This window comes from Streptomyces sp. GC420 (genome assembly GCF_009916105.1).
Classification (GTDB): domain Bacteria; phylum Actinomycetota; class Actinomycetes; order Streptomycetales; family Streptomycetaceae; genus Streptomyces.
In genome coordinates this window covers 13775-28320 of the sequence record NZ_JAAAXQ010000005.1, presented here as the reverse complement: position 1 = coordinate 28320, position 14546 = coordinate 13775, and the positions used below count along the sequence as shown (strand labels likewise).

11 protein-coding genes are annotated in these 14546 nt (G+C 71.3%); 5 read left to right on the top strand and 6 right to left on the bottom strand.

The genetic code is table 11. The features are described 5' to 3' along the window. Nucleotides 1-46: 46 nt before the first annotated feature. Genes GUY61_RS01525 through GUY61_RS01510 form a run of 4 tightly spaced genes read right to left on the bottom strand, consistent with a single transcriptional unit; the run spans nt 47 to nt 4936 of the window. A complete protein-coding gene (locus GUY61_RS01525) occupies nt 47-1342 on the bottom strand; it encodes an MFS transporter (protein WP_166628194.1) in 1296 nt (431 codons plus the stop codon). Beyond that, nucleotides 1339-2733: an SUMF1/EgtB/PvdO family nonheme iron enzyme gene (locus GUY61_RS01520; protein ID WP_166628193.1), complete on the bottom strand. Its 1395-nt coding sequence runs from the start codon at nt 2731-2733 to the stop codon at nt 1339-1341. Before GUY61_RS01520 ends, GUY61_RS01525 begins: the two co-directional genes overlap by 4 nt. Further along, complete coding sequence (locus tag GUY61_RS01515) at nt 2730-3509, bottom strand: phytanoyl-CoA dioxygenase family protein (RefSeq protein ID WP_166628192.1); 780 nt, start codon at nt 3507-3509, stop codon at nt 2730-2732. The genes GUY61_RS01520 and GUY61_RS01515 overlap by 4 nt, the downstream gene beginning before the upstream one ends. After that, nucleotides 3506-4936 carry an SUMF1/EgtB/PvdO family nonheme iron enzyme gene (locus GUY61_RS01510; protein WP_166628191.1) on the bottom strand — a complete coding sequence of 477 codons (1431 nt, stop codon included), beginning with the start codon at nt 4934-4936 and terminating at the stop codon, nt 3506-3508. Before GUY61_RS01510 ends, GUY61_RS01515 begins: the two co-directional genes overlap by 4 nt. 480 nt (nt 4937-5416) lie before the next feature. Between GUY61_RS01510 and GUY61_RS41435 the strand changes: the two genes are divergently transcribed. Further along, complete coding sequence (locus GUY61_RS41435) at nt 5417-6733, top strand: nucleotide disphospho-sugar-binding domain-containing protein (protein WP_166628190.1); 1317 nt, start codon at nt 5417-5419, stop codon at nt 6731-6733. A 57-nt stretch (nt 6734-6790) separates the two neighbouring features. On the opposite strand, the gene GUY61_RS01500 is transcribed toward GUY61_RS41435, so the two are convergent. Beyond that, nucleotides 6791-8335, bottom strand: coding sequence for an alpha/beta fold hydrolase (locus GUY61_RS01500; RefSeq protein WP_166628189.1), 1545 nt, complete (start codon nt 8333-8335; stop codon nt 6791-6793). A 164-nt stretch (nt 8336-8499) separates the two neighbouring features. Here GUY61_RS01500 and GUY61_RS01495 point away from each other — a divergent pair, with 164 nt between their 5' ends. From GUY61_RS01495 to GUY61_RS01480, 4 genes are all read left to right on the top strand, one after another. Next, nucleotides 8500-8853, top strand: coding sequence for a VOC family protein (locus GUY61_RS01495; protein WP_166628188.1), 354 nt, complete (start codon nt 8500-8502; stop codon nt 8851-8853). A gap of 134 nt (nt 8854-8987) precedes the next feature. Further along, nucleotides 8988-11399, top strand: a complete 2412-nt coding sequence (locus tag GUY61_RS01490) for an excinuclease ABC subunit UvrA (RefSeq protein ID WP_166628187.1) — start codon at nt 8988-8990, stop codon at nt 11397-11399. A gap of 66 nt (nt 11400-11465) precedes the next feature. Continuing rightward, nucleotides 11466-12446, top strand: a complete 981-nt coding sequence (gene rfbB / locus GUY61_RS01485; RefSeq protein ID WP_166628186.1) for a dTDP-glucose 4,6-dehydratase — start codon at nt 11466-11468, stop codon at nt 12444-12446. Beyond that, on the top strand, nt 12443-13867 hold the full coding sequence (locus GUY61_RS01480) for an NDP-hexose 2,3-dehydratase family protein (protein ID WP_166628185.1): 1425 nt from the start codon (nt 12443-12445) through the stop codon (nt 13865-13867). Before rfbB ends, GUY61_RS01480 begins: the two co-directional genes overlap by 4 nt. A gap of 128 nt (nt 13868-13995) precedes the next feature. On the opposite strand, the gene GUY61_RS01475 is transcribed toward GUY61_RS01480, so the two are convergent. Then, on the bottom strand, nt 13996-14448 hold the full coding sequence (locus GUY61_RS01475) for a carboxymuconolactone decarboxylase family protein (protein WP_398953830.1): 453 nt from the start codon (nt 14446-14448) through the stop codon (nt 13996-13998). Between the last annotated feature and the right edge of the window lie 98 nt (nt 14449-14546).

The window sequence follows — 14546 nt, the reverse complement described above, 5'->3', positions numbered from 1 at the left end:
CCGGCCGGGTGCCGCTCGGCGTGGTGCGGGGCCTGCTGGAGGCTGCTCAGGTCTGATCGACGTGCCGCTTGCCGGGCACCGGGGGTTCCTGCGGCGCCCCGCGGTGCCGGTGCAGCCGTACCAGCAGGATCACGACCGCGCCCAGGACGGCGAGGCCGACGGTGGTCAGGCCGGACAGCCGAATCGTGCCCGCCGCCCCGAGCGCGCCGACCAGGGGCCCGCCGAGCACCGCGCCCAGCGGAGTCGCGATCACCAGGATCGCGCTGCGGAAGGCGCTGAGGCTGACCAGCTCATCGACGGGCGCCTTCCGCTGCAGCAGGGTGATCGTCACCGGCCCGTAGGGCGCGTAGATCAGCCCGCCGAGGCCGAAGCCCGCGATTCCCGCGGCGAGCGTACCGAACTGTGCGAAGGGGAGGATCGCCAGACCCCAACCGGCCACGACGGCCAGCGCAGTCGGCCACAGCGGGAGCCGCCGCAGCGTTCCGGCGGCCAGGGCCCCGATCACCGCGCCGACGCCGAACGCGCCCCAGATCCACCCCAGCACGGTGGGGTCTCCGCCCATCCGCTCGGCCACGAAAACCGGGACCGCCACCTCGATCGGCCCGTAAAGCAGGTAGAACACGAACGTGAGCGCGAGCAGGCCCATCAGCTCCGGGTGGCGGGCGAGGGTCCTGCCGCTGCGCCGCAACGGGACCGCAGGACGGCGGCCGACGGTGCTGTCGCCGCGTACCCGGGCCGTCACGAGGGCGAGGTAGAGATAGCTGACCGCGTCACCGGCCAGCACCGCGGCCGGCCCGAACGCGGCCGACACCAGACCGGCCAGCGGCGGTCCGGTGATGAACGACAACTGCTCCTGGCTGCCCACCAGCGAGTGGCCGGCCAGCCGGTCCTCGGCCGGCAGGGTCTCGGCGACGAACGTCTGCCGGCCGGCGATCCCCCAGGCATGCAGGACGGAGGAGACCGCGAGCAGGGCGATGTAGGTCGTGACGTCCAGCAGCCCCGTCCAGTACAAGGCCGGGATCAGTGCGAACACGGCTCCGCGCAGGAGCGAGTTCAGCAGGATCAGGCTCCTGGCGTTGCGCCCGCTCAGCCAGCGTCCCAGCGTGAGCGAGCCGATCGCGGCGGGGAGGCTGTAGGCGGCGACGGCCAGCCCCACCACGAGGGACCGGTCGGCCGGAGCGGCCAGTTCGACGGCCAGCCACGCCACACCGACGAAGCTCATGCCGTCGCCGAGAAAGGAGACCAGGAAGCCGGGCTGCAGCCGGCGGAAGTCGGGGTTGGCGAGACAGCGGGTGTAGCCCTCGGGCAGCACCCGCTGGATCCGCCGTGCTCCGGTCGTCACTCCGGCGCCTCGGATTCGCTCACCGCGCAGCGGAACCCGATCTCCGGACTTCTGGTCACCAGCGTCTTTCCCGCCCGGCTCACCGCGGTGAGCAGCGCGGGAGGTGAACTCCACGCCCCGCCGCGCACGCTGACCTCGGCCGACCACTCGCCCCACAGGTCGCCCGGGTCCATCGTGCCGAAGCGCGGCCGGAGCGGGAGGCCGTCCAGGAACCGGGTGGACGTCCACTCCCATACGTTGCCGCACATGTCCCGCACTCCGAAGGGAGATTCGTTGCCGGGCAGGTCGTTCACCGGGCCGGTCAGCGCGGGCGGCTCGGCGACGCGCAGGTCCGCGAGCCGGCGCAGCCACGCCTGGCGGTCCAGGTCGGTGTCACCGTCCCACGCGAGTACCGAGTGCAGGCCCCGCACCCGGTCCGGCCGGAACTGCGCGCCCCACGGGTGACGACGGTGGTCGTCGCCCCGCGCTGCCCGCTCCCATTCGTCCTCGGTGGGCAGCCTCTTGCCGCACCAGTCGGCGTAGGCGACCGCGTCGTACCAGCTGACCCCGGTCACGGGGTGGTCACCGGCGCAGCGCGGATCGTCGGCGGTGGAGCGTGTGTGATCGGTGTTCCTCGGCTCGTCCGGATGGCACCACAGGTGGCCGTGTGCACCGACGTCGGCGACGAACGCGTCGTACTCGTCGTTGGTGACCGGCCAGGTGTCCAGGTAGAACCCTTCCACCACGACCTCGTCCACCGCCGGCTCGGCCGGGTCGCCCCAGGAGCGTTCCTGGCCGGGGCGTGTCCCGCGGCGCAGCCGTCCGGACGGGACGTGCCGCATCCCGTCCAGGGAGAGCCGGCTGGGCAGCCGGTCGGCCGACAGCGGGACGGGCAGGTCGCCCAGGACCGTGCCGGCCAGTGCCGTGTCGGCGAGCAGCGTCCGTGCCGAGGCGAGTGCGTGCGCGTCCGCCACCGTCACATAGTTGCCGACGCCCGCGGCGATCTGGTCGGGTGACCGGCCGAGTACGGCCAGCAGGGCGCCGAGGGCCGACGGGCCGCCCGCGGACCGCAGGGCCGGGGTCCCGGCCAGGGACGCGAGTGCGGGCCCCCGCACGGTCTCGTCCGGGTCGGCCAGCGCCCATCCGACGGCCTCGGCCGCCAGTTCCGGGCTGAGCCCGACGGCGGCCGTGAGGGCCTGGCGGCGTATCTCGGGCGTGTCGTGCAGCAGGCCGACCGCCAGGCATTCCTCAAGCAGTCGCGGGTCGGTGAGCCGTTCCAGTGTGCGCAGATAGCCGCCGAGCAGGGCGTCGCGTTCCGCCGCCGTCCCCTCGGTCCAGCCGGCGATCTGCATGACCTCGAGGGGAACTTCCGGGGTGGGAGGCTCGGGGGAGAACTGCTCGGTGGCGGTCATCGCGTGCCGGCCTCCGCTCCGGTGATCATTTTCGCGAAATCCTCGCCCGCCCGGTGGCTGTACGCCGTGCCCGCCGAGGGCTTCTGTCCCGCGGAGTAGTACACGTACAGCGTCGCCCGGCTGGTTTCGTCCAGCACCGGCCCGGAACGGTGGAGGATGTTGTAGGTGTGGCAGATGACGTCGCCCGCCTCGGCCTCGAGGGGAAGTCCCACGGCCTCCAGCCGCCGCGGCGGATAGCGGTGGGATCCGGGCACGAGGACCAGGCAGCCGTTCCGGATGGTGGCGGCGTCCAGGTAGATGCCCACGTTCACCAGCGGAGTCACCGGGAGGTCGTGCGGGAAGTCGAGGTGCCAGTCCAGCGCGCTGTAGGAGCTTCGCCTGCCCCGTTTCATCTGCCACACGGCTCCGTCGATGGCGTCCTCGAACCGCCATGTCGGCCGTCCCAGCAGACCGGGGCCGAGCGCGTCCAGCTTCCGTCGCTCGATCAGGTCCCGGGTGTTCGCGCAGTGCAGCGTGAAATAGGGCAGCCGGTGCAGGGTCGCCCGGCCCTCCTCGTCGTACGACGGCTTGATCACCCGGTCGCGGTGCTCGGCCGGTACTTTCCCCTCGAGCGTGTCGCGCTCCAGGCGTTGGGCATCGCGTTGGATGATCTCCACGTCCTGCGCGTCGAACACACCGCGGTAGATCACGAACCCGTACTGCTCGTAGAAGGCGCGTTGTTCCGCCGTCACCGTGCCGTCGTACCGGAACCGCGGGATGCGCTGCGGCGAACTCACCGGATCACTCCTCGGAATCCGATCTCGTTGTGCCGGTCCGTGAAGAGATCCTTGCCGCGGAAGTACGTCGTGACCTGCTCCCGCATGGAGGTCCAGGCGCCGCCCCGGATGACCACCGAGGTCTCCTCGGCCGTCGCCCATTCGGTACGGGGCCTGCCGGAGATCATCGGCTTCATCCGGTCGCGGGTGAAGAAGTTGGTGTCCGTCCACTCCCAGCAGTTCCCCACCAGATCCGCGACCCCGTAAGAGCTGACGTTCCTGGGGTGGGTGCCGACCGGGACGGTGGTGACCTCGGGAGTACGCTCGTCGAAGGTGCTCAGGGTGTCGCGCCAGTGCTCCAGGCTCTGCGGCGTGCCGAAGGACGCGCCGAACCACCGCAGGGCGTCCGGGTCGAAGTCGTCACCCCACGGATAGCGGGCTCCGTCCTCGCCACGTGCGGCCTTTTCCCACTCCAGCTCGGTGGGCAGCCGTTTCCCGAGGTGAGCGAGGTAGGCGTAGGCGTCGAACCAGTCGACACCGGTCGCGGGGTGGTCGGGGCCGAACCGGGCATCGCCGATGATTCCGCGGCGGTGCTCCTTGCCCTCGGGCTCGTCGGGGTGGCAGAGCGCGTGCTCGGCGGCCGGTGGGCTGTCCGCCCACCGGTCGTACTGCCGGTTGGTCACCGGGTACCGGTCGATCAGGAAGTCGGGCAGGTAGCGGGTTTGCCCGGGGACCGCGTCGTCCACGTCGTACAGCGGATGGACGACGTCGTTCATGCCGATTCCGACGACGAACTCCGACGCCGGAATGTGCACCATGCCGTCGGGGACGGGACGTGGCAGACCCTCCGGGTCGTAGTCCCAGTGCTCGCCCAGTGCGGTTCCCGGCGGCAGCTGCCCGGTCCTGGCGTGCTCCCGCTCGAGCTCCAGCCGGGCCGCACGGTCCTCGGCACCCAGTATCCGGTCCATCGCCTTGGCCACGACGGCGGCGCCGATGCCTACCGGTTTGGTGCTGCGGAACAGGCCGGCCTCGGCCGGTCCGGTGATGTGCACCAGCTCTTCGTAGGCCTCGCCGATGCGATGCCGGCCGGCGATCCTCGCGGCGGAGAACACGATGAAGTCCTCGTCGTCGCCGAGCAGCCAGACCAGGAACTCCCGTGCCGCGGGATGGGTGGCCAGGAACGGCTCGACCCCCTCGAGCACCGACAGGCGGATATCCGCACGGGGGTGGGTCGCCGCCAGCGCACAGAGTTCTTCGACGACCCTGGGATGCCGGAGCCCCGCGATCGTCTCACGCAGTTCGGCGCGTTCCCCGTCGGTCAGCGGATCGCGCGATTTCTGCCATATCTCGAGGGCCAGGAAACGATCCACCAGCCCGCTCAAAATCTTCTGCTCGACGGCAAAGCGCTCGTAACTCCATCGGTGCACTGTTCCCACCTCGATTGCCATGGTTGGAGATTTCTGAGGCCCGAAACCCAGTCTGTGGAGGGCCATATGGCCCTCCACAGACTAAGAGATCGACCCGATCAGGCCGCCCACTTGAAGTGCGTACCGGCCGGGCGGACACCGCCCTTGCGCTGCGAGCGCAGTGCGTTCCACTGGCGAAGCGTCTTCATCTGTTTCACCTCCTCGGGAAGCATCGGCAACCGAGGACATCGACGGTCCCGTTGAGTGCTCGGCTCTGTCAAGTCCACTGTTTTTCCGTGTTGTTGACCGAGCCGGTCTGCTTGTTCAACCGCGGCGGGTCGGCGGTTGAACGGCGGGTTCAAAGGCCACCGTCCTGGTGAAGTCGGCTGCGGCGCCTTCCGGCGGACAGGTACCGGTAAACAGGGAGAGACCCAGGGCGGAACACCTGTTCATGCCGGGAAGGCCGGAAAGTGTGGCATTCGCCCGTGAATTCCACCGCCCGCGATTCGAATGGAGTGCGTCGTGCGAGTTCTCGTCGTGCCGTTTCCCTGGAAGACTCATCTTTACAATCTGGTTCCGCTGGCGTGGTCGCTGCAGACGGCCGGGCACGAGGTACGCGTGGCCGGGTGGCCGGACCTCCTCGACGCCGTCACCGGAGCCGGGCTGACGGGCCTGGGCGTCGGTCCGGGCGAGACGCCCCAGGTGCGCGAGGGACGGGACCGGCGCGGGCCGGCCCGCGCCGCGGCCGCGGGCAGGTCGCCCCGGGACGGGCTCGGCCCGCTGTTCGACGTACGGCCGGATCGCGAGCGGCTGGGCTGGGAGCAGGTCACCGGGGTCTTCGACGACCTCGTGCTGCCGCAGGCGCGGCGGTTCAACGACCCGATGATGGAGGACCTGGTCGCGTTCGCCCGGCAGTGGCGGCCGGATCTGGTGCTCTGGGGGGCGAAGGCGTTCGCGGGTGCGGTGGCCGCCGCCGCGGTCGGGGCGGCGCACGCCCGGGTGCTGTACTCCGTCGACGTCTACACGCGCATGCGGGAGGACTTCCTGCACGCCAAGGCGCTGCGGCCGCCGCGGGAGCGCGTCGACGCACTGGGTGACTGGCTGGCGGGCTGGGCCGGGAGGTACGGCTGCGGGTTCTCCGAGGACCTGGTCAACGGGCAGTTCACCATCGCCCCGCTCCCCGAGGCGTTCCGGCCCGACCCCCGGCCCACCACGCTTCCCGTGCAGTTCGTTCCCTACAACGGGCCGGCCGTCGTGCCGCGGTGGCTCGCCGCGCCGCCGCGCGCGCCCCGGGTCCTGATGACGTTCGGCGACTCGGTGAACGACGGGCCGGTACGGCTCCTGCTGCCCGTGGAACGCATCCAGGAGATCCTCGACTCGGTCGCGGGCCTGGAGATGGAGCTGGTCCTGACCCTGCCGCCGGACTCCCGGCGGGAACTGCGCGAGGTGCCGGCCAACACCCGCGTCGTGGAGTCCGTTCCGCTCTCCGAGGTGCTGCCGACCTGCTCGGCCGTGGTGCATCACGGCGGCACCTGGTCCTTCGGCTGCGCGCTGCGCTACGGGGTGCCCCAGCTGCTGATCGGCCAGGCGTTCGACGCTCCGCTGAAGTTCCAGTGCCTCGACCGGGCGGGCGCGGGGCTCTCCATGAGACCCTCCGAGGCGGACGGGCCCGCGGTCCGCGCCGCACTCGTCCGCCTGCTGGGGGACACGGCCGTCCGGGCGAACGCCCGGCGGCTGCGCCGGGAGATGCTGGCCATGCCCGCCCCCAACGAACTGGCGCGCACCCTGGAGGAGATGGTCGCCGCCCGCCGGGCCGGCCCGGTGGGCGCGCCGCGCTGACCCCGGGAAGGCGACGGGCCCCGCACGATGACCGTGCGGGGCCCGTCGCGTGGCGGATCAGGGCGCCGGGACCGGGTCCGCGGACGCCTGGCAGGTGGCGTCGGCCCCCTTGCGGGAGGCGGGACGGGTGCCGTCCCTGAGGTAGTCGCCGACGTAGTCGTTGAGGCAGGGGTTGTTGTTCGCCGACAGCGCCGCGCCGACGTTGTGGCCGCCCTTCTCCAGGACGAGCCGGGAGTTGCGGAACAGCGCGTGCGTCTCCACGGCGCCGGCGACACCGTGCGCGGTGTCGAACTCCGGCTGCACCAGCAGGACGTCGACCGTGCCGTTGCCGACCTTCTTCGGCTTCTGCGCGGGCACCGGCCAGAAGGCGCAGGGCGCGCCGTACCAGGCGTTGGTCCAGGTCAGGAACCGGTTTCCCGCGTCGTGGTGGCGGGAGTAGTCGGTGTGCCACCGGTCCCAGTCCCGCGGCCAGGGGCCGTCGACGCAGTTGACCGCGTTGGTCATCGCGTGCCTGTTCTGGTGCGGGAAGCCGGGAGCGGAGTAGCCGGCGCGCAGTGACGCCGGGTCGTTGCGCACCACCCAGTCGGAGAGCACCTTCGCGCGGGAGATCCAGGTCCAGCTGCGGTAGACGACCGGCTCGAAGACGTCCGCCCACTCGGAGGGGCCGATCTCGCCGTCCAGGGGCGCCGCGCGGAGCGCGTCCTGTCCCCTGTAGTAGTTCGCCTCGACCTCGGCCGCGGTCGTGCCCAGGTGGTAGACGTCGTCGTACTCGGCGACCCAGGCGAAGAAGATCCCGGCGTTGTGCTCGGACGTCACGTTCTTGTCGAGGTTGTTGCGGTACCCCACGCCGCTGGGACGCACCACGCTGTCCAGCACCATCCGGTTCACCCGGTGGGGATACATCGAGGCGTAGACCGAGCCGAGGTAGGTGCCCCAGTCGGTGCCGAAGTAGGTGATCCTCTCCTGGCCGAGCGCGATCCGGATCCGGTCGAGGTCGCGCGCGGCGTCCTCGGTGCCGAGGTGCTCGAGCGTGTCGCCGTACGCGTCGCCGCAGCTCTCGGCGTACGCGCGGGCCCGGTCCACCCACTCCTGCTCGGCGGCGGGCGTGCCGGGCACGGGGTCCGGCTGCGCGTGCCCGGGGTAGACGTAGTCGCTGTCGCAGACGACGGCCGGTTCGCTGGCGCCGACGCCGCGCGGGTCGAAGCCGATCCAGTCGTAGGCGGCGCCGACGTCCCTGGCCAGCCCGGTCGTGCCCTGGGCGTACCGGACGGGCAGGTCACGGCCGATGCCGCCGGGCCACTGGCCGCGGTTGAGCACCACGGCGCCCCGGTACTCGCTGTCGGGGGCGGTGTGCGTGGCCCGGGTCAGCGCCAGGCTGATCTTCCTGCCGCCGGGGTCGGCGTGGTCGAGCGGCACCCGCACCGAGCCGCACTCGAGGTCCTTGAGCATGTTGCCGAGGACCGGGTCGTTGTCCGGACACGGCGACCAGTCGACGCTGCCGGCGGCCGGGACGGCCGCCTCCTTCGCCGACGCGGCCGGGGTGACGGCCGAACCCACCAAACCGGCCACGATCACCGATGTGACCAATGCGAGCTTTTTCACCTGATTCCCCTCCTGAATTCAGCGCGCTCGCAGCCTGGCACGGGCCTCGGAGGCCCCGCTCAAGACCGTCTCGAAAACCACTTGAGCGAAAAGACGCCGAGATGCAATGCGTCCGCAAATTTCCTTAGCATGGCGCGACGAAATCCCAACCCCCGGGAGTGAGAATGGCTGACTCGGCCATCCAGGGAATCAAGACCGTGCTGCATCCGGTGGCGGACGTGGCGGCGGCCAAGAAGGTGTACGTCGCCCTGCTCGGCATCGAGCCGCAGACCGACTCGGACTTCTACGTCGGCTTCGACTTCGCGGGTCAGCACATCGGGCTGGTGCCGGCGGGAGCCCAGGACATGACGTCGCAGGTCGCCTACTGGCACGTGCCCGACATCGAGGCGAAGATCGCCGAGGTGACCGCCGCGGGCGCCACGGTGGCGAGCCCCGTGAAGGAGGTCGGCGGCGGCCGCCGGGTGGCCACCGTCACCGACCTGGACGGCAACGTTCTGGGACTGCTGCAGGACAGCTGACGGCACAGTTGTTCCCCACCGCCCTCGAAGTCCCCTCCGGTTCGCGCCGGGGAGGGCTTCGGGGGCGGCCCCGGGCCCGCCGGACGGGAAGGGAACGGGGGCATTGCCGTTTCGGGAGAGGGAGAGACGAGACGATGGGCAAGGACACCGGTACGGACACGTCCCCGTCCGGGGCGCACGGCACCCGCCGCGGTGGCGATGTGATCCGCGTGCACGGAGCACGTGTGAACAACCTCAGGGACGTCAGCGTCGAGATTCCGAAGCACCGGCTGACGGCGTTCACCGGGGTGTCCGGCTCGGGCAAGAGCTCGCTGGTGTTCGGCACGATCGCCGCGGAGTCGCAGCGGCTGATCAACGAGACCTACAGCGCCTTCGTGCAGGGCTTCATGCCGGCGCTCGCGCGTCCCGAGGTCGACGTCCTGGAAGGACTGACGACCGCGATCGTCGTCGACCAGCAGCGGCTGGGCTCCGACCCCCGCTCCACGCTCGGCACCGCCACCGACGCCCACGCGATGCTGCGGATCCTGTTCAGCCGGCTCGGGCGGCCCTACGTCGGCCCGCCCAGCGCGTTCGCCTTCAACGTCCCGCGGCGGACGGCGAGCGGGGCCATGAACGTCGACCGGGGCAAGGGCAAGCGGGTCGTGGTGCGCAAGGCCGTCTACCACGGCGGCATGTGCGCGCACTGCGAGGGCCGCGGCACGTCCTCCGACATCGACCTCACGCAGCTCTACGACGACTCGAGGGCGATCGGGGACGGCGCGTTCACGATCCCCGGCTGGAAGCAGGACAGTTTCTGGACCACCCGGGTCTACGCCGAGTCGGGCGTCCTCGACCCGAAGAAGCCGATCCGCGAGTTCACCGACAAGGAGATGCACGACTTCCTCCACGGCGAGGCGACCCGGGTGAAGGTCGACGGTGTCAACCTGACCTACGAAGGGCTGATCCCGAAGATCCGGAAGTCGATGCTGTCCAAGGACCCGGATTCGCTGCAGCCGCACATCCGGGCGTTCGTGGAGCGGGCGGTGACCTTCACCTCCTGTCCCGAGTGCGGGGGCACCCGGCTCAGCGAGGAGGCCAGGTCGTCGAGGATCGGCGGGGTCTCCATCGCCGACGCCTGCGCGATGGAGATCAGGGACCTGGCCGCGTGGGTGCGCGCCCTGGACGAGCCGACGGTGGCGCCGCTGCTGGCCAAGCTGCTGCACACCCTGGACTCGCTGGCGGAGATCGGCCTCGGCTACCTCTCCCTGGAACGCCCCGCGGGCACCCTGTCGGGCGGCGAGGGACAGCGCGTGAAGATGGTCCGCCACCTCGGCTCCGCGCTCACCGACACCACCTACGTCTTCGACGAGCCCACCACCGGCCTGCACCCCCACGACATCCAGCGGATGAACGAACTGCTGCTGCGGCTGCGCGACAAGGGCAACACCGTGCTCGTCGTCGAGCACAAGCCGGAGACGATCGCCATCGCCGACCACGTCGTCGACCTCGGCCCCCGCGCGGGCGCCGACGGCGGACGGGTGGTGTTCCAGGGCACCCTCGAAGGGCTGCGGGACAGCGGCACGCTCACCGGCCGCCACCTCGACGACCGGGCCGCCCTGAAGGACACGGTGCGCGAGCCGCGGGGGCGGCTGGAGATCCGCGGCGCCTCGACGCACAACCTCCGGGGCGTCGACGTCGACATCCCCCTCGGTGTGCTGTGCGTCGTCACCGGCGTGGCGGGCTCCGGCAAGAGCTCGCTCGTCCACGGCTCGGTGACGCGCAGGGACGGCGTGGTGGCCGTCGACCAGTCGCCGATCAAGGGCTCACGCCGCAGCAACCCGGCCACCTACACCGGGCTGCTCGACCCGATCCGCAGCGCCTTCGCCAAGGCCAACGGCGTCAAGCCCGCCCTGTTCAGCGCCAACTCCGAGGGCGCCTGCCCCACGTGCAACGGCGTGGGCGTCATCCACACCGACCTGGCGATGATGGCGGATGCCACCACCACCTGCGAGGACTGCGAGGGCAGGCGGTTCGACGCGTCGGTCCTGGACCACCGCCTGGGCGGGCTCGACATCAGCGAGGTCCTCGCCCTGCCGGCCGACGAGGCCAGGGAGTTCTTCGGCGCCGGCCCGGCGCGCGTCCCCGCCGCCCACCGGATCCTCGAGCGCCTGTGCGACGTGGGGCTCGGCTACCTCGGCATCGGCCGGCCGCTCACCACGCTGTCCGGCGGCGAACGCCAGCGGCTGAAGCTGGCCGCCCGCATGACGGACAAGGGCGGCGTCTACGTCCTGGACGAACCCACCGCCGGCCTCCACCTCGCCGACGTCGAGAACCTGCTCGGCCTGCTCGACCGCCTCGTCGACGCGGGCAAGTCCGTGATCGTCGTCGAACACCACCAGGCCGTGATGGCCCACGCCGACTGGATCATCGACCTCGGCCCCGGCGCCGGACACGACGGCGGCCGGATCGTCTTCGAGGGCACCCCCGCCGGCCTCGTCGCCGCCCGCTCCACCCTCACCGGCGAACACCTCGCGGCCTACATCGGCCGGCAGGGCCACGGCACTTAAACCCGTCCCCTCCTCAAAAAGGGAAAGACACATGCTTCGAGTGCGGAATTCCGAATGCGAGGCCTCATGAAAATCCTCGTCACCGGCGGAGCCGGATTCATCGGCTCGCATTACGTACGGACCATGCTCGAGGGAGGTTATCCGGGGTTCGAGGACGCGCACGTCACCGTTCTGGACCAGCTGACCTACGCGGGAAACCGTGACAACCTCCCCGCCTCCCACCCGCGGCTCACCTTCGTGCGCGGGAACATCCTCGACCGGGGCCTCCTGGGCACCGTGCTCGACGGTCAGGACGCGGTGGTGCACTTCGCGGCCGAGAGCCACGTGGACCGTTCGATCGAGAGCGGCGCGGCGTTCGTCCGCACCAACGTCGAGGGCACGCAGGCGCTGCTGGAGTCCTGCCTGGCGGCCGGCGTCGAGCGGGTCGTGCACGTCTCGACGGACGAGGTGTACGGCTCCATCGAGGAGGGCGTGTGGACCGAGGCGTCCCCCCTCCTGCCCAACTCCCCCTATGCCGCGTCCAAGGCGGCGTCCGACCTCATCGCCCTGGCCTACTTCCGCACCCACCGGCTGAACGTCTCGGTCACCCGCTGCTCCAACAACTACGGCCCCTACCAGTACCCGGAGAAGTTCATACCCCTCGCCGTCACCCATCTGCTCGAGGGGCGCCCCATACCCGTGTACGGGGACGGCGGGCAGATCCGCGAGTGGCTGCACGTGGACGACCACTGCCGGGCGGTGCACCGGGTCCTCACCGGGGGCGGGGCCGGCGAGGTCTACAACATCGGCGCCGGCACGGCCCTGCCGAACCTGGCGCTGGCCCACCGGATCGCCGAACTGTGCGGGGCGGAGCCCGACATGATCCGGCACATCACCGACCGCAAGGGCCACGACCGGCGCTACGCCCTGGACCAGGGCAAGATCGAGCGGGAGCTCGGGCACCGGCCGCTGACCGCGTTCGACGCGGGGCTGGCGCGGACCGTCGCGTGGTACCGGGACAACCCCCGGTGGTGGAAGCCGCTCAAGGAGAGCGGTGGCCGGCCGTGAGCGCCCCGGCACGGCTGGTCCCGCGTTCCCGGGCCGGGATCTCCGGGAGACTGGCCCTGTCCGCCGCGACGGCCCGGGGCGCGCACACCACGACGTCCGGGATACCGGGCTGGCTGGATCGGCACCGGCGATCCGGCGGGACGGCGGTCCGGCGGATCCCGTTCGCCGGACTCGACCGCTGGTCCTTCGCGCCGGACACCGGCGACCTGCGGCACAGCAGCGGCCGGTTCTTCTCCGTCGAGGGCCTGCACGTGGTGCGGCCGGAGGGCGAGTGGCAGCAGCCGATCATCGTGCAGCCGGAGATCGGCATCCTCGGCATCCTGGCCAAGGAGTTCGACGGGGTCCTGCACTTCCTCATGCAGGCGAAGATGGAGCCCGGCAACCCCAACCTGGTGCAGCTCTCCCCCACCGTGCAGGCCACCCGCAGCAACTACACCAAGGCCCACGGCGGGGCGGGGGTGAAGTACCTGGAGCACTTCCTCGAACCGGACAGGGACCGGGTGCTCACGGACGTCCTGCAGTCCGAGCACGGCGCCTGGTTCTACCACAAGCGCAACCGCAACATGATCGTCGAGGTGGACGGCGACGTACCCGCCGACGACGCGTTCCGCTGGCTCACCCTCGGACAGATCATGGAGCTGCTCCGCCTGGACAACGTCGTGAACATGGACGCGCGCACCGTGCTGGCGAGCGCTCCGGTGGCCCCCGTCGCGCTCCGGGCGCTGTCGTCCGACTCCGGCCTGCTGGCCTGGTTCACCGGAGAACGGGCCCGTCACGACGTCAGCGCCCGCCGCATGCCGCTGCGGGAGGTCGCCGGGTGGCAGGCCGACGAGCACTCCGTCAGCCGGGCCGACGGCAGGTTCTTCCGGGTGGTGGCGGTGTCGGTCGAGGGCGCGGGCCGCGAGGTCGCCGGCTGGACCCAGCCGATCATCGAACCGGTGGCTCCCGGGATCGTCGGCTTCGCCCACCGCGTCTTCGACGGCGTCCCGCACGTCCTGGTGCACGCCCGCGTCGAGGGCGGCTTCCTCGACACCGTCGAGCTCGCGCCGACCGTGCAGTGCGTTCCGGCGAACTACGCCCGTCTGCCGGCGGAGCACCGCCCGCCCTTCCTCGACCTGATGCTCAACGCCTCCCCCGACCGCATCCGCTATGCGGCGGTCCACTCCGAGGAGGGCGGCCGGTTCCTCAACGCCGAGAGCCGCTATCTGATCGTCGACACCGACGAGACCACGACGCCCACCCAGCCGCCCCCGGGATTCCACTGGGTCACCCCGGGCCAGCTGAACTGGCTCGCCGGGCACAGCCGTTACGTCAACGTGCAGGCCAGGACCCTGCTCGCCGTCCTGACCATCGACGCGGCGGCCCGGGAAGCGGGCGCGGCCGGGCAGGGGTTCTCGCGCGGCCGGGGCCGGCCGGCCTGAGCCGGGCCGGGGCCGGTCGGCCTGAGCCGGGCCGGGGCCGGCCGGCCCCGGCGTCCGTGCGGGTCCGCGGACACCACGAGGCCCTGTCCGGTGGGGATCCACCGGACAGGGCCCGGGCAACGCAGGGGCTACTGGGCCGCGGTGAGCCGGCTGGTCATCGGGGTCCACTTCTTGGGGTTGATCCGCCAGTCCACCGGCTCCTGCCTGGTGGCGACGTTGACGCGGTTCCAGAGGTTGACCAGACCGATGTGGAGGACCACGGCGGCCAGTTGCCGCTCGTCGAAGTGCGCGGCGGCCTCGGCCCAGACCTCGTCCGACACCGGGTCCTCGCGGCCGTCGATGCGCGTGGCGGCCTCGGCCAGCGCCAGCACGGAGCGCTCGGCGCCGGTGAAGCAGGTCTGCTCCCGCCAGGTCTCCACCAGGGGCAGGCGGTGGTCCTCCTCCCCCGCCTCCTCGAACTCGCGCTTCTTCACGGGTATCTGGACCGCACGGCCGTTGATCTGACTCACCCGCAGGTGGACGAGCACGAGCGTCCGCAGCGGCACGCCGACGCTGTTGACGGCCTTGACCAGCGCGCGCATGGGCGGAAGAACATCGGGAACGACCAACGACGGGTTAGGCATCCGCGGCGACATCTGGAATTCTCCTTCGCATGGGGATCGAAAAAACAGTCTGCCCT